Source organism: Labrys sp. WJW, assembly GCF_001676615.1.
Lineage (GTDB): Bacteria > Pseudomonadota > Alphaproteobacteria > Rhizobiales > Labraceae > Labrys > Labrys sedimenti.
Window position 1 is genome coordinate 189893 of the sequence record NZ_LYXZ01000013.1, and the last position, 18817, is coordinate 208709.

At 58.2% G+C, this 18817-nt stretch carries 19 protein-coding genes; 14 read left to right on the forward strand and 5 right to left on the reverse strand.

Going from position 1 to position 18817, the window contains the following annotated elements; translation table 11 throughout:
- Positions 1–158: 158 nt before the first annotated feature.
- Complete coding sequence (locus BA190_RS08610) at positions 159–785, reverse strand: response regulator transcription factor (protein ID WP_068285336.1); 627 nt, start codon at positions 783–785, stop codon at positions 159–161.
- A gap of 420 nt (positions 786–1205) precedes the next feature.
- Here BA190_RS08610 and BA190_RS08615 point away from each other — a divergent pair, with 420 nt between their 5' ends.
- The 14 genes from BA190_RS08615 to BA190_RS35805 all read left to right on the forward strand — a co-directional run bounded on the left by BA190_RS08615 (position 1206) and on the right by BA190_RS35805 (position 14736).
- On the forward strand, positions 1206–2567 hold the full coding sequence (locus tag BA190_RS08615; protein WP_068285184.1) for an ATP-binding protein: 1362 nt from the start codon (positions 1206–1208) through the stop codon (positions 2565–2567).
- Between the two features lie 628 nt (positions 2568–3195).
- Entirely contained in the window at positions 3196–5076 is a 1881-nt protein-coding gene (locus BA190_RS08620; protein WP_068285186.1) for a methanol/ethanol family PQQ-dependent dehydrogenase, read from the forward strand.
- A gap of 120 nt (positions 5077–5196) precedes the next feature.
- Positions 5197–6111 carry a methanol oxidation system protein MoxJ gene (gene moxJ / locus BA190_RS08625; protein WP_068285188.1) on the forward strand — a complete coding sequence of 305 codons (915 nt, stop codon included), beginning with the start codon at positions 5197–5199 and terminating at the stop codon, positions 6109–6111.
- A gap of 23 nt (positions 6112–6134) precedes the next feature.
- A complete protein-coding gene (gene moxG / locus BA190_RS08630) occupies positions 6135–6743 on the forward strand; it encodes a cytochrome c(L), periplasmic (RefSeq protein ID WP_245314632.1) in 609 nt (202 codons plus the stop codon).
- A gap of 72 nt (positions 6744–6815) precedes the next feature.
- Positions 6816–7109: a methanol dehydrogenase [cytochrome c] subunit gene (locus BA190_RS08635; RefSeq protein WP_068285189.1), complete on the forward strand. Its 294-nt coding sequence runs from the start codon at positions 6816–6818 to the stop codon at positions 7107–7109.
- A 144-nt stretch (positions 7110–7253) separates the two neighbouring features.
- Positions 7254–8285, forward strand: coding sequence for a MoxR family ATPase (locus BA190_RS08640; protein ID WP_068285191.1), 1032 nt, complete (start codon positions 7254–7256; stop codon positions 8283–8285).
- Between the two features lie 116 nt (positions 8286–8401).
- A complete protein-coding gene (locus BA190_RS08645; RefSeq protein WP_245314634.1) occupies positions 8402–9130 on the forward strand; it encodes an MxaS protein in 729 nt (242 codons plus the stop codon).
- A 3-nt stretch (positions 9131–9133) separates the two neighbouring features.
- Positions 9134–10090 (forward strand): hypothetical protein, encoded by a 957-nt coding sequence (locus BA190_RS08650; RefSeq protein ID WP_068285195.1) that lies wholly within the window; start codon positions 9134–9136, stop codon positions 10088–10090.
- Entirely contained in the window at positions 10087–11109 is a 1023-nt protein-coding gene (locus tag BA190_RS08655; RefSeq protein ID WP_068285197.1) for a vWA domain-containing protein, read from the forward strand. Before BA190_RS08650 ends, BA190_RS08655 begins: the two co-directional genes overlap by 4 nt.
- Positions 11106–11741: an MxaK protein gene (locus BA190_RS08660; RefSeq protein ID WP_245314636.1), complete on the forward strand. Its 636-nt coding sequence runs from the start codon at positions 11106–11108 to the stop codon at positions 11739–11741. Before BA190_RS08655 ends, BA190_RS08660 begins: the two co-directional genes overlap by 4 nt.
- A gap of 140 nt (positions 11742–11881) precedes the next feature.
- Positions 11882–12727: a vWA domain-containing protein gene (locus tag BA190_RS08665; protein WP_245314638.1), complete on the forward strand. Its 846-nt coding sequence runs from the start codon at positions 11882–11884 to the stop codon at positions 12725–12727.
- Positions 12728–12742: 15 nt separating this feature from the next.
- Positions 12743–13270 carry an SRPBCC family protein gene (locus BA190_RS08670; RefSeq protein WP_068285199.1) on the forward strand — a complete coding sequence of 176 codons (528 nt, stop codon included), beginning with the start codon at positions 12743–12745 and terminating at the stop codon, positions 13268–13270.
- Positions 13271–14233, forward strand: coding sequence for a YncE family protein (locus BA190_RS08675; protein WP_068285201.1), 963 nt, complete (start codon positions 13271–13273; stop codon positions 14231–14233).
- Positions 14230–14736: a hypothetical protein gene (locus BA190_RS35805; RefSeq protein WP_156771417.1), complete on the forward strand. Its 507-nt coding sequence runs from the start codon at positions 14230–14232 to the stop codon at positions 14734–14736. The genes BA190_RS08675 and BA190_RS35805 overlap by 4 nt, the downstream gene beginning before the upstream one ends.
- 261 nt (positions 14737–14997) lie before the next feature.
- Here the strand turns inward: BA190_RS35805 and BA190_RS08685 are convergent, their stop codons facing one another.
- The 4 genes from BA190_RS08685 to fdhA all read right to left on the reverse strand — a co-directional run bounded on the left by BA190_RS08685 (position 14998) and on the right by fdhA (position 18772).
- On the reverse strand, positions 14998–15243 hold the full coding sequence (locus tag BA190_RS08685; RefSeq protein WP_068285205.1) for a hypothetical protein: 246 nt from the start codon (positions 15241–15243) through the stop codon (positions 14998–15000).
- 89 nt (positions 15244–15332) lie between these two features.
- Complete coding sequence (locus BA190_RS08690) at positions 15333–16364, reverse strand: GlxA family transcriptional regulator (RefSeq protein WP_068285207.1); 1032 nt, start codon at positions 16362–16364, stop codon at positions 15333–15335.
- Entirely contained in the window at positions 16361–17131 is a 771-nt protein-coding gene (gene cobF / locus BA190_RS08695; RefSeq protein WP_068285209.1) for a precorrin-6A synthase (deacetylating), read from the reverse strand. Before cobF ends, BA190_RS08690 begins: the two co-directional genes overlap by 4 nt.
- Positions 17132–17581: 450 nt before the next feature.
- Positions 17582–18772 (reverse strand): formaldehyde dehydrogenase, glutathione-independent, encoded by a 1191-nt coding sequence (fdhA, locus tag BA190_RS08700; RefSeq protein ID WP_068285211.1) that lies wholly within the window; start codon positions 18770–18772, stop codon positions 17582–17584.
- Positions 18773–18817: the final 45 nt, after the last annotated feature.

Sequence of the window (18817 nt, forward strand, 5' to 3'; positions counted from 1 at the left end):
AGAAATCCTGCTTTTCTTCGGCATTGCGCTGACGCATGGGAGCGGGCGCGTGTGGACTGCCAATCCTGCCTTGCTTACTATCTCGGACACAGCGGTTCTCCGGATCGTTCATATTGCGGCCGATGCAGCCGATGCATAAGCAGATATGCAAAGCGCTTTTATAGAACAGCGAGCCTGTTCTCGACTGCAAGCCTCACAAGGTCGGAGGACGTCCGGGCTCCCAGCTTGCGCTTCATGATGACGCAGGCATTGGCAACCGTTTTATACGAGACGCCGACTAACGGCGCGATCTCGCTGAGGCTTTTGCCCTGTCCAAGATATCTCAGGATATCGATCTCGCGCCTGCTGAGGAGATTCCAGGCTCCATCGGACGAGTTTCTGCGAGAGAAGGCCAGACTGCGGGCAATCCGATGGGGCAAGTAAACTCCGTTCCGCAAAACCTCTCTTATTGCGGCAATCAGTTCGCTCGGGTCTCCCGCCTTGCTTACATATCCTGCCACACCCAATTCAATGGCTCGAGCAGCGAATACGAGATCGTCATTCATGCTGAAGATGACGATCGGCATATCCGGATTATTCGCGAGAATTCGTTTGCACAATTCGAAGCCTGACCCGTCAGGGAGATTGAGATCGATGATGCACAGATCAAGCGCATCCGAGGTTGCCAACACCTCGCCCTCTTGCATCGAGTCTGCTGCAATTATCGTGCAGTCTAGTTCTGCTGCGAGCATTGCCCGGCAGCCAGAAACGACAATCGGATGGTCATCCACCATCAGGATGCGTATCTCTTTTGACAATATTTCGTTGGGCATGTGTCAAACCAGCATGAGAGTTATACCAAGCTGACAGGCACAGCCTTGCATGCCGAACCCTGCCACATTCGATAGCCGTTGGACCGGCGAACGTACGGGAAAGCAGCATTGTGCACACACTCCTTACGGGTTGTTGCCCGTGTTACCAATATCGCAATCATTTCGCTGCCCCAGCCGAAATTGTCGATTACCACTGCGCACAAATCGTACCCCCAAACCGGTGAGATCAACAAGTCTCGAATGCGCAGGAAAGCAGAACACGCGTTCGAGATGTTAGTTGAGATCTTTACAAACGATTTCTAAGAACCGGCATATCGGCGCTATTGTGAAGAATATGCTAGAAGCCTTCTCGATACCGAGAGCGGCTGCCGCTCAATGAATCGAGGCACAAGGATGTTTGCTCGACTTTCGTTGAAGATGCGTCTTGTCCTGCTCTTCGCATTGCTGCTCACGCTCGGACTGAGTGCCAACATGGCGCGCATGATAGCGGAAGCTGGACCGCGTATCGTGGCGGAAAGCCAGAGTAGTGTTCGCTTGGGGGCGGATTTTGTTCGCTCGATTCTTCCTACGATAGAACGTCGGCCGGATACCTCGCGTTCTCTCGACGACCTCGTCCGCAATCTGCGCAACATCCGTCACATTACGATCCGGAGACTGAGTGAGGGAGAGAACGATGAACAGCTCGATGCGGAAGGGCGCTTCGATGAGGTTCCTTCCTGGCTCGTGACACTTATCGGACCCGCGCGACTTTCGACCACCATCCCGATTTCTGGCGTTGACAACGTCAAGGACGCGATCGTCGTCTCATCGAATCCACTTGATGAGATGGAGGAGATTTGGAGTGATCTGATATCCCAAATGTCCATAGACCTGCTTGTTGCCGTGGTCTTGTTGGGGATCACTTATCTCACGGTTGGTCGGGCGCTGGCTCCCGTCAAGGATCTGGCTGGCGCGATTACCAGAGTGCGGGAGGCAGATTATTCGGTGCGTGTCATACCGAAGGGCCCCCCGGAACTCGCGGATATTGGCCTACGATTGAATGAGTTGGTGGAGATTCTCGAACGCACGACGGAAGAAAAACAGCTGCTGATCGAACGAGTCGTGACGATCGAGGACGACGAGAGGCGAGCGCTGGCTCGAGAGCTACATGATGAGTTCGGACCTTATCTGTTCGCCATCCGAGCCCAGGCTAGTGCGCTTGCTCATCTCGGTTCGAAAGCCGGAGCAGGCACGATCGTGGAGGCGACGGGTGTTATCAGTAAGCAGATTGATGCACTACAATCGTCGAACCGCCGCGTCCTTGAAAAGCTCAGGCCCGTTGCCTTGGATGATCTTGGTCTTGAAACTGCCTTGATGGCTTTGATCAACAATCTTCGCGATGCGTTCCCGGATGTCTCTATCGAATATAGAAGCTACAATGTTCCTTGGGCCAATCTTAGTGGTATCGTGAGCTTGACGCTCTATCGTGTCATTCAAGAATGTCTTACGAATACATTCCGCCATGCCAAGGCGACGCATGTGTACATCAACATTGAACATGCTAACGCGGACGGGCCAATTTGCATCAAGGTAAGCGACGATGGTGTGGGTATACCGGAAGTCGTTCGTCCCGGGCTAGGCCTGCGGGGCATGAAGGAAAGAATATCGGCGCTTGGGGGGAAATTGCGGATTGCGGGACGATCTGGGGAGGGTACAGTAGTGGAAGCGCTCATTCCCATAACTTCTTCGTCTCTCCGCAAGCGCCTGACAGTCTAAGTTTGCTGTCAGTGAGTTAATGTAGAATAGACGATATTTGCCGTCATCGATTTGTTTAACGACGGGCAGTTCGCTCCGCGGCGGAACCGCCATGTCAGTGCTGTTTTCGATCGCCTCTTGATTTGGTTATCCGATCTTTCTCACTGTACCGTGTCGAGCCGCCCTTCCTGGCTTGGCTGTCCCGCCCTGCAAATCACGCCGTGAAATAGGCCTGCGCCCTTCTCAGGGGGGGGCGGTGCTTTCCAAACTGCGCCTCCCGCATATTTCCCTCGCATAGGCGTATTTGCCGGCCGGGTTTGGTAGCCATTTTGGCTGCTGAGAGTCGCCAGAGAGCAATCCGCCTGTCTCTTAATTTAAGAAAATATTTTGAGTCTCTGGTCTTAATTTTGTATAGTTTCATTTGTAGGCAATAATTCCTGAAATATTTAAGAATTTTTCCCGAAAATATATAGAAACATTCTTAATGACATAGAGATCATGGGCGCTGTAACATTTCTAATACGTGATTTATGCATGATCATGACTTGTCGCTTATTAATTCCTTATGAAGTAGAAAAAACAAGCATAAGTACACCACTAAAATACAGAAGATTTAGTGGCACCGGGGAAACCAAGGAGAAATGCTCAAATGCAAAGGCTTTTGCACACGGCGTCCCTCGCGGCACTGCTTGTCGCGGCGTCAATGGACCTGTCTGGTACTGCACTTGCGAATGATAAGCTCGATCAAATTTCGCAAAGCGAAGAAAACTGGGCGATGCCCGGTAAGAACTATCATTCCGACAACTTCAGCAAACTCGATCAGGTCAATACAAAAAACGTTAAAGATCTTAAGCCCGCGTGGACGTTTTCCACTGGTCTCTTGAATGGCCACGAAGGGGCGCCCCTGGTCGTTGATGGGAAGATGTATGTTCACACGTCCTTTCCCAACAATACATTTGCGTTGAGCCTCGATGATCCGACCCGGATCCTTTGGCAGGACAAGCCAAAGCAGAATCCCGCCGCTCGTGCGGTGGCCTGTTGCGATATCGTCAATCGCGGCCTGGCCTATTGGCCGGGGGACGAGAAGACACCGCCTCTCATTCTCAAGACATTGCTTGACGGGCACATCGAGGCACTCAACGCCAATACCGGAGAGCTGGTTTGGAAGATGGAGAATTCCGACATCAAGGTCGGATCGACACTCACGATCGCGCCCTATGTGGTGAAGGACAAGGTCATCGTCGGCTCTTCGGGGGCGGAACTCGGGGTGCGTGGCTACATTACTGCCTATGACGTGCATGACGGCGCCCAGGTTTGGCGTGCCTATGCGACCGGACCGGACAAGGATCTGCTGCTGGCTTCCGATTTCAACATCGTGAACCCGCACTATGGTCAAAAGGATCTCGGGTTGCAGACCTGGGAAGGCGATGCGTGGAAGGTGGGCGGCGGCACCAATTGGGGCTGGTATGCCTTCGATCCGAAGACCAACCTGATCTATTTCGGTACGGGAAATCCGGCTCCCTGGAACGAAACCATGCGTCCGGGCGACAACAAGTGGACGATGACGATCTTCGGGCGCGACGTCGATACCGGGGAGGCCAAGTTCGGCTATCAGAAGACGCCGCATGACGAATGGGACTATGCCGGCGTGAACGTCATGATGCTCTCCGAGCAGAAAGACAAAGACGGCAAGATGCGGAGCCTTCTGACGCATCCGGATCGTAACGGCATCGTCTATACTCTCGACCGTACCAACGGATCATTGGTTTCGGCCAACAAGATCGACGATACGGTCAATGTCTTCAAGTCCGTGGACCTGAAGACGGGGCAGCCGGTGCGCGATCCCGAATACGGCACCAGAATGGACCACTTGGCCAAGGACATCTGCCCTTCGGCAATGGGCTATCACAACCAAGGGCACGACTCCTACGATCCGAACAAGCAGCTGTTCTTCATGGGCATCAACCATATCTGCATGGATTGGGAGCCCTTCATGTTGCCTTATCGAGCTGGCCAGTTCTTCGTGGGCGCCACGCTGAACATGTATCCCGGCCCCAAGGGCGATCGGCAAAATGGCGTCGGCCTCGGCCAAATCAAGGCCTACAACGCCATTACCGGCGACTTCAAATGGGAGAAGATGGAGCGCTTCGCAGTGTGGGGCGGCACGACCGCAACCGCCGGCGATCTGGTCTTCTATGGAACGCTGGACGGTTTCATCAAGGCTCGCAGCAGCGAAACCGGCGAGCTGTTGTGGAAATTCAAGCTTCCTTCGGGCGTGATCGGCTATCCGATCGTCTATCAGCACAAGGGCACCGAATACATCGCCATCTATTATGGTGTCGGCGGATGGCCGGGAGTGGGTCTGGTCTTCGATCTCCAGGACCCGACGGCAGGTCTGGGCGCCGTGGGTGCCTTCAAGCAACTCGCCAACTATACGCAGATGGGTGGCGGCGTGATGGTCTTTTCCCTCAATGGCAAGGGACCGTATGACGACGTCAATCTGGGCGAATACGAGCCTGTCAAGAATTGATCCCGGCGACGGATCGGCTCGAACTCCCATCCCAGTGGATCTCAAGGCTAGAGCCGGCAAGGCCGCCGATCGCCCGCGCGATCGACGGCCCCTCTATCCCTCTCATTAGTGGACGGCGTCATGTCACGACAGACGGTACGCAAACTCACGGCACGCCTCCGGGCATCGCGCATCCGGTCGACCCTTGCCTCCATGCTGGCCCTGGCCGCCGGAAGTATGGCTCTCTGGCCTGTCCAGGCCGGAGCCGATCAGGGGACAAGCGGACCAGCCTCCCGCGATGTCTCGAAACTGCGTATTTGTGCCTCGGCCAAGCAACTTCCCTATTCGGCCTCGGACCAGAGCGGCTTCGAGAATAAGATCGCCGCGATCGTTGCCCAGACGATGGGCCGTCAGCCTGAATTTGTCTTCACGACGAAACCGGCCATCTATCTGGTCCGCGATTTCCTCGACAAGAACCAATGCGATGTCGTCGTCGGCATGGATGCCGGCGACGCCCGGGTCTTGACGACGGCACCTTACTATAGGGCTGGTTATGTCTTTCTCCAGAAGAAGGACAGCAAGATCGATGTCAGTTCCTGGAATGATCCAAGATTGAAGTCCATTGGCCATATGGTCGTCGAGTTCGGATCTCCGGGAGAGGTGATGTTGAAGGAGATCGGAAAGTATAACGACAATATGTCCTATCTGTATTCGCTCGTAGATTTCCGGTCCCCCCGCAACCAGTACGTTCAGATCGCCCCTCAACGCATCGTCTCGGAAGTCAACAATGGCGATGCTGCTCTGGCCGTTGCCTTTGCTCCGGACATTGCCCGTTTCGTCAAGGACAATCCCGCGCTGACCATGACGATCGTCGCTGATGACGCAACGCGCCAGGGCGGTGAAAAGGTGCCGCAACGATTCGACCAGTCGATGGGCGTCCGGCGCGGCGACACGAAACTCCTCGCTGCGCTGAACGATGCTCTCGTGAAGGCCCAACCCCAGATTACGAAAGTGCTCGAGGACGAGGGCATCCCGCTCGTTCAGCGCACTCAGTGAATGCCAGGAAAGGCCCGAGTAACGTGGAAAAGAACACGAGATTGGCCCGCTGCATCGTTTGGGGGCAGATTTTCTTTGGGATTGTCGCGGTTTCGGCCGTAGCCATCGCGACCCCCGCAATCCCGCCGACGACGATGGACCTGCGCAATACCGATACGGGTGAGCCACTGGATCTGTCGGAGGCGATGGAAGAAGGAAGGGATACCAATGCTGTCAAGAAATTCTTCGCGACCGGGATCAATCCGTATACCGAAGATATGAGCTGCATGAAAATCGGCCGGTCGCTTTTTCTCACCTCATGTTCGGGATGTCACGGCGAGATCGGCGAAGGCAAGATCGGTCCCGGTCTGAATGACGACTATTGGACCTATCCAAAAAACATGTCGGATCAGGGATTGTTCGAAACTATTTTCGGGGGAGCCCGAGCGCAGATGGGCCCCCATTATGGCGATCTGACGCTCGACCAAATGCTGCTGGTCATGGCTTGGACGCGTCACCTCTACAAGGACGATATCGCGCACGCCGACTGGCTCACCGACGAGCAGAAGCAGAAGTTCAAGCAATTTAAGCCCGGAGAGACCTTCGCCGATGCCCCAGCGGGTCAGTGTACGGGTATGCCGATCCCTGAATGATCGACCGGCCCACGCGATGCATGAAGCGGGTGCAACTCAACCAGTGCAAGTCAACCAACGGAGGAAAGTCCAATGAGAAGAACTCTCTTCGTCGCCATCCTGAGCGTTGGCGCCATGACCCTCATCCCGTCCGCCCAGGCCTATGACGGCCAGCACTGCAAGGCGCCCGGCAATTGCTGGGAACCCAAGCCCGGTTTTCCCGAGAAGATCGCCGGCTCGAAATATGATCCGAAGCTCGACCCGAAAGAGGTGGCCAAGCAGGATAAGTCGGAGCGGGACATGGAGGCGCGCAATGCCAAGCGCGTCGAGTATTTCCGTAAATCCGGCAAGTTCATCTACGACGTGGACAAGATCCCGGCCAATTGAGTTCCCACCAGGTTTGCGGCGGCTCTTATCCCCCTTTGAAGGGTCGTCGCAGCCGCGGCCTGATGTGGTTGTGGTGTCAACATCGGCGTTGGGCCGCGGCATCTTCTTGTCGCGCGGTCATTGCAATGAAGCGGACGAGCAGAGATGGACGACGGACACTCTCAGGCAGTTCTGCTGGACGAATGGCGAAAGGCGGCATTTGCGTTCGAAGACAATCTGCGCCGTGTAGTGCTGGGGCAGTCGAACGCGATCCGTTCCATCACCACCGCCGTATTCGCCCGGGGCCACGTTCTGCTGGCCGGAGACGTCGGCGTCGGCAAGACCGTTCTCCTGCGGGCGAGCGCACGGGCGCTGGGCGGAGCCTACGACAGGATCGAGGGCACGGTCGACATGATGCCCAGCGACATTCTCTACCATACCTATCTGGCCGATGACGGGCGCCCACGCGTTGAGCCCTCGCCCCTGCTGGCGAAGGCAGATGATCTGTCGGTCTTCTTCTTCAATGAAATCAACCGTGCTCGGCCGCAGGTTCACTCCTTGCTGCTCGGCCTCATGGCTGAACGGCGTGTCTCAGCATTCGGCAGGGCCTATGAGTTCCCGCACATGCAGGTCTTCGCCGATCGGAATCGGCTTGAGAAGGAGGAGACCTTCGAGTTGCCCGCGGCGGCGCGTGACCGCTTCTTCATGGAAGTTTCGATTGAAACTCCGCAGGAGATCGAGGCTCGGCGAGCCCTCATCTTCGACCCGCGATTTCATGATGCCGACATCCTAATCGGTAGCGTCGGCGAGCCGGTACTCGATTTCCGGGGCCTCAACACAATCGCCGACGTGATCCAACGCCATGTGAGCGCCAGTGCAGCTGTGCAGGACTACGTTGTCCGCCTGTGGGACGCCACCCTCAAGCCCGCTGCGGCAGGAATTTCGATCCGCTCCGTTGACATGGACAGACTGGTGCAAGGAGGAGCCAGCCCGCGCGGTCTCGCCTTCCTCGTCCGAGCGGCACGCGTGCGTGCCTGGCTCGAAGGGCGCAATATCCTCGTGCCGGAGGACATTCGGGCCGTCTTCGTAGAAACGATGGCTCATCGTATCTTTATCGATCCCATCTATGACCTCCGCCGCGATCAGATCGTCCGTGAGTTGTGCTCGGCGATCCTTGCCTTGGTTTCGGCACCATGAATGGACAAGGCGACATACGGTATCGGCCTCGCGGACGAATCCACGGCTTGAGAGCCGGTGCGCATGGCGGCAATCTGATTGGATCCCAGGGCACGTTCCGTGACAAGGTGCCCTTCATGGCCTATCCGGATGCCCGCCGCATCGACGTCCGCGCTACCTTGAGGGATCCCTTCGAAAGCACGATCGTGCGCAGGTTCCGCCAGAGGTCCGAGACCCAGCTGGTAATCCTGGCCGATCTCAGCGCTTCGCTCCTTTATGAAGGGTATGGCCGGAAGATTGATCTGATTAAGGCCTTCAGCGTTGCACTGGCCCGGTCCGCGACGCGCATCGGTGACCGTTGCAGTCTGATCGGCTGTGGTGCGGAGCCGGATCCCAGCTGTTTCATTCCGGCCACCAGAAGACTGAGCCTGGCCGAAGAAGTCCGCGAAAAGCTGTTACGGGCGCACTATTCGGGTGCAAGCGCTGAAGGGCTGGTCACCGCCGCCCGGAGACTCTCAGGCTCTCGGAAAATGGTCTTTGTCGTCTCGGACTATCAACTCGATATCGACTTGATCGCCAGGTTGTTCGCAGCTTTGGCCCGGCACGATTTCGTGCCGGTCGTGATCGGAGATACCTCGGAGGACGCCAGGCTGCCAGACTGGGGGCTGCTGGAACTTCTCGATCTCGAAACCTCTGGCCGGCGTCTGGTTTTCATGAGGCCAAGTCTGAAGAGACGATGGTTGGAGGCGCAGAGCCGTCACCGCCAAATGATCGGGACACTGGCCCGCGGTTACGGATGCACCCCGGTGACGATTACCAATGAATTCGACGCCGACGATTTCTCGCGGCAGCTCGCCGAGGGCTGAGCGATGGCGGGACATACCCCCTTCCCGGTCTCTTTTTTCGTGTTCCTCGGCCTTGTGATCGCTTGGCCAGCGGCCGCACGATCACAGGAACTCACAGCCGGAGACCTCGTAAAGGACATTGCGATAAAGGCGGATCGCGACATCGGTTACTTCGTCGGTGATCTGATGCACGTCTCCGTCGAATTCGTGGTTGCGGAGAATACCGCGCTGGATAGAGCATCGCTTCCTCGCCCGGGACCGATCAACTACTGGCTGGACCTGCGGTCGATCGGCTTCAAGGAAGAACGTGTCGGCGAGGGCGTTCGTTACGATTTAGCTTTGGTTTATCAGAATTTTTACAACGCGCTTGATGCACGTCAGCTCGAAATTCCCTCTTTCCGGATCGTCCTGACCCAAGCCGGCAAATCGGTACCCATCGACATACCGGCATGGGCAATCGGCGTTTCACCCTTGCGCGAAGTGGTGCCACCACAAAAAGACGACCCGAAGGACTATTTGCGAGCGGACCGGGGAGCGCCTCAGCGCTCGATCCGGCCGTATTGGACCGCAGCAGCGGTTTTCATCGGTCTTGCTTTCCTCGCCCTGGTGGGACTCCTATGGCGCTTGTGCTGGTGGCCATTCCAGCCTCGTCCGTCGCAGGCCTTCATCCGCGCTGCGAAACGGGTCCGTCAACTGCGAAGGGAACGGGGTGGCGACCCAGCCTATCTGCAGGCCCTGCAGGCGCTCCACAAGGGCATCGACCAGACAGACGGGACAAGCATTTTCGCAGAGGATCTCGATCTCTTCGTCACACGTCATCCGACCTATCTCCCGCTGAAGGCGAGCCTGGCCAAGTTCTTTTCCGCCTCGAGGCTTGCCTTCTTCGGAACGGAGGCCAGCGGCGCCCAGATCGATCTCCCATTCGATGCAGTCGATGACCTTGCCCGCCAGCTCGCTCGCATTGAGAGAATGGGTACATGAGCGTGTGGTTCGACCGTCCCTGGGTTCTGGCGCTCCTCATCCTATCCGTGCTGCCTCTTCTGCTTTCGGGGCAAAGACCGAACAGCGTCGCGACGGTGGGCACTGTGCCGGCCGATCTCGTCTCGGCTCTGATAGGGCAGGGGCTTCGGATCGCAGGCATGCTTGCCATGGCGTGCCTGGTCATCGGCGCAGCGAGGCCATACCGCCCGGGCGAGAAGATCGATCGCATGGGCGAAGGTGCGCAAATCGTCCTTCTGCTCGATCGGAGCGGCAGCATGAACGATACCTTTGCCGGGCAAACACCACAGGGCGGAGAAGAGTCCAAGGCCTCGGCCACCCGGCGCCTTCTCGGCAAATTCGTCGGCAGCCGGCCGCACGACCTGTTCGGGGCTGTGGCGTTCTCCACCGCCCCAATTCTGGTACTGCCGCTGACCGATCACAAGGATGCCGTACAGGGGGCCATCAATGCCACCGATCGCAGGGGGCTGGATTTCACCAATATTGCTCGCGGGCTGGCCATGGCGCTTTCATTGTTCACGGAGCGCGGCAGCAATGAACATCGGGTCATCCTTCTGGTGTCGGACGGCGGAGCGGTTATAGAGGGGCGCGTTCAGGACCAGTTGCGCGCCGAGTTCAGCCGGATTGGCACAGATCTTTTCTTTCTGTTCCTTAGGACCGCCGGCAGCAAGGGGCTCTTCGACAAGCCTGCGCCGGGCGAGGATACCCCCCAGTCGATGCCTGAACGTTACCTCCACATCTTCTTCCAATCGTTGCATGCAAACTATCAGGCCTTTCAGGTGGAGAACCCGCAGCAGGTCGAGGAGGCGATCCAGAAGATCGACCGGCTCGAGCGTCATCCCATTGCCTATAGCGAGGAGGAACCGCGACGCGATCTGACGAATTGGGCATATCTTGCCGCGATCCTAGCCATCCTCGTCCTGATCTTGGCTCGCCTATGCGAGACCAGGCTGCGGCGTCCGCGGCGAAGCGGCGGCCAGGCTATGCAGAGGATCCCATGAAGCTATCCTCCGCGGCACTCGGTCCCGGCGACCAGCGCAGTCTGATGCGGGCGCAGCCCATGAATCATGCCTGGTTGAATGGGCGCTCGTCGCTCTGGCTTGTCATTGTTCTGCTTGTCGTCTTCGTAGCGATGGCCGCGGTGTCCTGCTTCCTCGCCCTGCACTGGCGCGCTGCCAACGGCACCATCGCCATGCTGGAGGGGAATCGCGACGTTGCGGTGCCCCTTGACTCGGAACCCGATGTGCTGCTGGCCCGCGTCGCCTTTCTGGTCAGCCACGAACGGGTCGACGAAGCAAGTCCCTATGTCGAGGCCCTGGATCGGTCTCGTCAGCCGGCGGCCAGTGCCGCTGCCCATTACAATGTTGGAAATGGCAGACTGCGACAGGCTTTCGATCTACTTACACAGGGCAAACTGGACGATGCCGGCCCCAAGGTTATTCTGGCGCGTCAGGCCTATCGTAGGGCCTTGACGCTCGTGCCCGGGGACTGGGACGCCAAATACAATCTCGACGTAGCGTCGCGTCTCATTCGTGACTTTCCGGCTTTCGAGCGAACGGATGGTGATACCCTAACCGCCGATCCCAAACGGATTTGGACAGATATACCGGGAAAGCCGGAGGGATTGCCATGACCGCGGGCCGGATGTCCCTGTTCGGAGAATGGCGGACCAATCTGCTGGATCCGCGAACTCTGCTCCTTGCAGCAGCGTTCATATCGGGACTGGCCGCGATGGTCTTGCCGCCGATCCCTTCCAAGCGCACCGGCTACGATGTGCTTGCCGTGGTCGACATTACCGGCAGCATGAATACCCGCGATTATCAGCTGGGGAACGAGCCGGTGTCGCGGTTGGCCGTCGCCAAGACACGCGTGAAGGCAATGGTGGCCGATCTGCCTTGCTCCAGCCGGTTTGCTCTGGCGCTGTTTGCCGAGAGGGTGACATTTCTTCTCTTCGAGCCGGTGGAGGTCTGTGCCAATTATGGCGCCCTGGCCGGGACGATCGACGCTATTGATTGGCGTGAGGCCTGGGAGGGCGACAGTCATGTCGCCAGCGGCCTGTTCAGCGCCGTCGGGATGGCGGGTCAGCTGAAGACGAACCTTGTCTTCATCACAGACGGCCAAGAGGCCCCCCCTCTTCCCTCGTCGGGAGGCCCCGCTTTCGATGGCGAAAAGGGTAGCGTGAACGGGCTGATCGTGGGGACTGGTGGTTATGGCCTTTCGCCTATCCCGAAATTTGACGAGCGTGGCCGCGAAATCGGCTTCTGGAGCGCCGATGAGGTACCCCATGAGAGCCGGTTCGGCTTGCCGCCGCCCTATGCCGAACAGCGCTCCGGCTACAATCCGCGCAACGCTCCGTTCGGCAGCGAGGCCGCCGCCGGATCCGAGCATCTTTCATCGGTTCGCGAGAGCTATCTTCAGATGCTGGGGCGACAGACCGGACTTTCCTACCGGCATCTGACGGACAATCTCGATCTGGCGGGCGAACTGATGCAGTCGGGGGCAAAACGTCAAACTGACAGTTTCGTCGATCTGCGCTGGGTCGCCGGATCGACCGCGCTTGCCTTTCTCATCGGCGGCTACACGCTCCTGCCTCTGCGAGCGAGGTTTCGTACTCGATAAACGAAAGGACAAAGAATGCAGCGTCTAACCCCGTCTCTGGTTGCAATCTCGTTTCTTGCAGCAGCGTCCTTGCCGGCATGGGCTCACGGTCCGACACCGCAGAAGGTGGATGAAAGTGTGACGATCAAGGCCGACCCCAAAGCCGTCTGGGCGATTGCCGGAGACTATTCCGGCATTTCCAAATGGGATGCGATCCTCAAGGCCAGCGAAGGCGACAACAAGAAGCGGATCCTGACTTTTCAGAACAGCGAGAAGCTCGAAGAGGAAGTCGACGAATATGATCCGGAAAAAATGACCTATACCTATCGAATGCTGGAGCCCAACCTGAAGGCGCTGCCCGCGAGCTCGTATTCAGCGACCCTCGTCGTTACGCCCGGCCCGGATGGCGGCAGCGTCGTGGAATGGTACGGGCGCGTCTATCGCGGCGATACCGGCAATGAACCGGCGGACGAGTTGAACGACGATGCCGCCCGCAATGCGCTGGGTACCTTGTTCCGTACCGGTCTGGAGGGCATCAAGAGCAAGGCTGAAGGCAGGGATTGAATGCGCATCGTGCTGTTGGTCGGCTTGATGCTGTTGGCACTCGTGCTGGATGCGGGTGCCTGCGAGGCGACGCACGTCGCCGTTGTCAGCCAGGACGGCAATTCGCTGGCGGTGATCGACACCTGCGCGGACAAGGTCATCTCCACCATTGCGGTCGATCACGGTCCTGCGAATGTGAGCGCTTCGCCCGACGGGAAGCTTGCTTTCGTCAGTTATCCTGACAGCGGGGCAATCGGCGTGGTGGATGTCGTCCATGGCGGTCCGCCGGGCAAGATCGCGTTTCAGGGAGAGCCTTTCGGAATTGCGGCAGAGGAGGGCGTCATTTACGCCTCGGATTGGTCGGTGAGCCGCATCAAGCGCTTCGATGTCCGCACCGCAGCGATGACCGGCACGGCGCCTGCCGGCAAGAGCTCGGCAGGCATCGTTCTCGATAGGCGGACGCATCGGCTTTATGTGGCGAACCGGGACAGCAATGACGTTACGGTGATCGATAGTGTCTCCATGCACGTCATCGCCACGGTGCCGACAGGGAAGGCGCCTTTTGCTCTGGCATTGGCGCCTGCCGGCGATCGCCTATACGTGGGCAATGTTCACAGTAGCGACCTCACGGTCATCGATACCGCCAATATCTCGACGCTTGCGACGATTCCGGTATGTGCGATGCCTTATGGCGTTGCAGTAACGCCCGACGGCGCAACGGTGCTGGTGACATGTCAGCATAGCAATGAACTTGCGATCATCGATGCGAGAACCCGAATAGTCCTGGGTCGGGTCCAGGTTGGCCGTTATCCGGAAGGGGTCTTTGCCGGGACCACCGGAAAGGCCTATGTCGCCAACTGGTTCTCGGGCGATGTTTCGGTGATCGAACTGGCTGGCAGGAGAGAACTAACGCGGATAAAAGTTGGCGATGGTCCGCGTTATTTTTCGGCTGTATCATCTCGAACTGATGCCGTTCGACCATGAGTGGGATAAGACCCTATCGGTGGTTCGCTATTTCGTCCATTGCTCTGGCGTTCCTCGGTGCCTGCGATGACGATCCTTCTTCATCATCGAGCAGCCAGGTCGTTGTCGCGACCAAGCCGCGAGCTATATCGAGTTGGCTGGCTCAGGGAGACAGGCAGGATCCCGCCCTTTGGCTCCGCAGTCGCGAAATCGGCCATGAGGCTTTGCCCATCGATCAAGATGTCGGACGATTGCGCAAGGCCATTTCACAGGCACGTGTGCGTTTTTATGAAGATCAGCGCATGATTGCCAACCGCGCCGCCCAAACTGCGGATGCACTTCATGAGATCGGGGTGCAGGAGCGCTATGTCGACATTTTGACGGGTCTGGTCGATGTGGCTGACCGATCCATCGGACGCACCTCCTTCGGTGCGATCTGTCAACAATATGTGACGCTACGCAAATCCGGAAAAAGCCGGGCGGATGCCTTGAATTATCTTGCCGACACATACAGTCATCGTTGAAGCATTCGCCTTTCAAGCAGGGAATTATCTGCTCGCGCTTCGAAGCTGCTGCTCCGCTCATTACTTATTTTGCAAGGAACAGCCGGATTATGCGGCGACGGTGCGCCCTATCACATACACGACCGAAAAGTTTCGGCTCAAAATCTTTTCCGGATCTTTTCGACATCGAGCATGTGAAGATCTGGTTCAGGCCAAGCAGGATCCGCCAAAAATTCCGAGTGATGCGTTAGCACAGACAAGTCGATCATGTTGATCGGTGCTTTATCCGCGCCTGCCCTCTTTCGAAAAATGGGCATAGATCTGCTCTCGGCGACCACAATAGACCTTCACGACATCGCCTTTCTGGACCAAGCCTGTGTTGGCGATGTAGGCCATTGCTTCGATTTGGCAAAGGTCGATCTTATTGTAGTGATTGGGCCCGAACGTCACGGACAATGCGTTGCTGCGATCGCAATCTTGGATAGGGATCGAACTGGCACAGATCAAAATGGCAGCTAAAATATTCATTCAATCTCCTTACAAGATATTCGTTCTCGTTGGCCAACGGATGGACAACGATCTTTTACACAACTCGCGGCCTGACCAATGTTCTAAACTCACGACGAAGAGGTGGAGATCTCTCGGCATGAAGCGCGCATAAGTGTTACATTTTTTCGACTGACAGACACTCCCTTGCGCTCCTCGGTGGGGGTACGACCGAAGTGCTCAGTGTAGCATTTGGAGAAGTGAGAGGCGGAGACGAAGCCGCACGCCAACCCCACCGAAAGAACCGGCATCGATGTTTGGCGCAGGAGCTGCCGGGCGCGATTGAGGCGCATCTGCTGATAGTATCGCGCTGGCGAGGTGCTCAGGTAGCGTTGAAACAGGCGCTCGAGCTGGCGTGGCGTCAACCGCACGATACGGGCTAATTGCGTGCAGGAGACCGGTTCCTCCAAACGCCTGCCCATCTCGTCGACCACGGCGAGCAGTTTGGGATGGGATATGCCGAAGCGGGCCCGCAGTTCCATACGCTGGCGCTCATTCGAAGCGCGCATGCGATGATGGATCAACTGGTCGGAAACCAGGCCGGCGAGTTCGGAGCCTTTTTCGGCGGCGACGAGGGCCAGCATCATGTCGATCGCGGCCGTGCCACCGGCACAGGTGAAGCGATTGCGGTCGATCTCATATAGCTCCTGCGTGGCATCGATGTCGGGAAACTGTTCCCGGAAGCTGTCGAAATTTTCCCAGTGAATGGCACAGCGATGACCGTTCAGAAGACCAGCCCTGGCCAGAATATAGGGGCCTGTGCACAGGGCACCGATGGAAACGCCGTGGAAGGCAAGCTTGCGAAGCCTGGCGATCAGGGGGCCATGGTCGTATTTCTGCACGTCTATTCCCGAGCAGACGATAGTCAGGGACATCGGGCCGGCATCACCATAGTTTCCATCCACGGCGATTGCGAGGCCGTTCGAGGCTTGGATCGCCTGGCCGTCGGGAGAATAGAGCCGCCACGTATAGGCCTTCATGCCGAGAACGTGATTGGTCAGGCGCAGGACCTCAAGTGCAGCTGTGAACGCGATCATCGAGAAAGCCGGCGTGAGCAGGAAGCCGACGGTGTGCGTGGTGCTGAGTTTGGCCCGGATGTTCATAGGGATTCGCCGCGCCTCCGCCTTTTCATCAAGGCAATGTCCATGATCCAGCCTTTCTTCCGGCGCGCCTCAGCCCTGATACGTTCGATGTCGTCGACGACGTCGCCGAGCTTTCCGGCAACCAGGATTTGATCGGGAGTGCCGAGATAGGCGCCCCAGAAAACATCGCTGCCGGTATCGGCCTGCCGCAGCGCCTTTTCCGCATTCAGGAGAACGACGACACTGTCGGCGTTGTCGGGAAAGCTCGCCGCCAGATCGCGCCCGGAGGTGATCAGGATCGAATGTCCGATCTCGTTGAGTGTCACCTTGTGCTCGGCCGCCAGCGCCTGGACACTGCTGATCCCGGGGAAGACCTCGTATTCCAGCTCGAAATCACCGCGCGCCTTGAGACGATCGAGAATGCGGATGGTGCTGTCATAGAGGGTGGGATCGCCCCACACGAGAAACGCGCCCGTTTGCGAAGGGGTGAGTTCCTCGGCGATGAGTTCTCCATAGACTGCCTCGACATCCTGGTGCCATTTCATCACGCTGGCGTCGTAGTCTGTTCCCATCCCACGGAGGGGGAGATCGAATACCACGCTTCGGAATGAAGAATTCGAGACGTGACGCCCGAGGATTTCCTCGCGGATGCGCGCAAGCTCCTGCTTCTCGCCGCCTTTGTTAGGGATGAAGAAAACATCCACGCGGTTCATGGCCTTCACGGCCTGGACGGTGACGTGATCGGGATTACCGGCCCCGATGCCGATGACGGCTAGCCTGCGTTTCATTGCGGTCCGGCCGATGCTGGAGCCAGTGCCTGATCATGGCAGAATTCCAGGAACAACGCATGGAGCCGGCGCGGCCCTGGATGCGTCCCGTCATCGGCCTCCAGCCTCAGGAGTTCGGTCCGCGCTGCGGCAATTAGATCAGTGGTCTGCGATTGCGTCATCAGCCAGGCCAGGAAGACTTCCTCGGGTTCGGGGAGGCCCGAAGCCAGACCTGTCGATTGCTGTTGGGGCGCAAGTACCGGATGCCCGCCTGGCGGCTGCGCGCATGCTGTCGAAGCAACAGGTAGAACAGCACGTCCGCCACGCGGTTCCCCGTCTGGAGCCGCATATTGCCTGGGACGTTTCAACCTTGACCGGTTCATGGGAGAGCGCCTTTGGAGCGGATTGTCTTGCGCGGACCGGGAAGAAAAGATCCTGATCCGCGCCTTTGGGCGGTGGGGCCCTTTGTTGTCAGGCTGCCTTCAGCAGGGAGCCATGCGGGTCCAGCACGAATTTCGTCGCCGCACCCTGATCGAAGCTCTCATAGCCCTGCACGGCATCTTCGAGCGAAATCACCTTGGCGTTGACGATATCGGCGATCGGCAGGCGGTCATGCAGGATGGCCTGCATCAGCTGCCGATTGTAACGAAGCACCGGCGTCTGTCCGGTGTGCAGGGACTGGGCCTTGGCCCAACCGAGGCCGAAGCGCAGCGAGAGGCTGCCATGCTTGGCTGCGTTGTCGACGGCGCCGGGGTCCTCCGTGACATAGAGGCCGGGAATGCCGATGGCACCGGCGGCCCGCGTGATTTCCATCATCTGATTGAGCACGACCGCCGGCTGCTCGTGGCCGGAGTGGCCGCGTGCCTCGAAGCCCACGGCGTCGATGGCGCTGTCGACCTCCGGCGAGCCCGTCACGTCCGCGATCATGTCTCCCAGCCGGTCGCTTCTCGATAGATCGATTGGCTCGAAGCCGACCTTGGCAGCGTGGGCAAGCCGCTCCTTGTTGAAATCGCCGATCATGACGACTGCTGCGCCCAGAATACGTGCCGAGGCTGCCGCTGCCAGGCCGACAGGTCCAGCACCCGCCACATAGACGGTGGAACCAACACCCACCTTGGCGCAGACGGCACCGTGAAATCCGGTCGGTAGAATGTCGGACAGCATGGTGAGATCGCGGATCTTCGCCAGGGCCTTGTCGCGATCTGGAAACTTCAGGAGGTTGAAATCAGCATAGGGCACCGTGACGTAGCGCGCCTGACCACCGATCCAGCCGCCCATATCGACATAGCCATAGGCGCCGCCGGCGCGAGCCGGGTTTACCGTGAGGCAAACGCCAGTGTCCTGCGACCTGCAGCATCGGCAGCGGCCGCAAGCAACGTTGAAGGGCACCGAGACAACGTCGCCGATCTCGAGCATCTCGACATCTGCGCCTTTCTCGATGACCTCACCGGTGATCTCGTGACCGAGAACGAGGCCCGAAGGGGCGGTCGTGCGTCCGCGCACCATATGCTGGTCGGAGCCGCAGATATTGGTGGAGATCACCTTCAAGATAACGGCATGCTCGATACGCCTGCCGTCGGGGGCCTGCAATTTGGGATCGTCGATGTTCTGGACCTCGACCTTGCCGGGGCCAATATAGACGACGCCTCTGTTCTTGCTCATATCGTCTCCTCCGTTGTCATCTGTACGGTGTGGTCCGGATCGCAG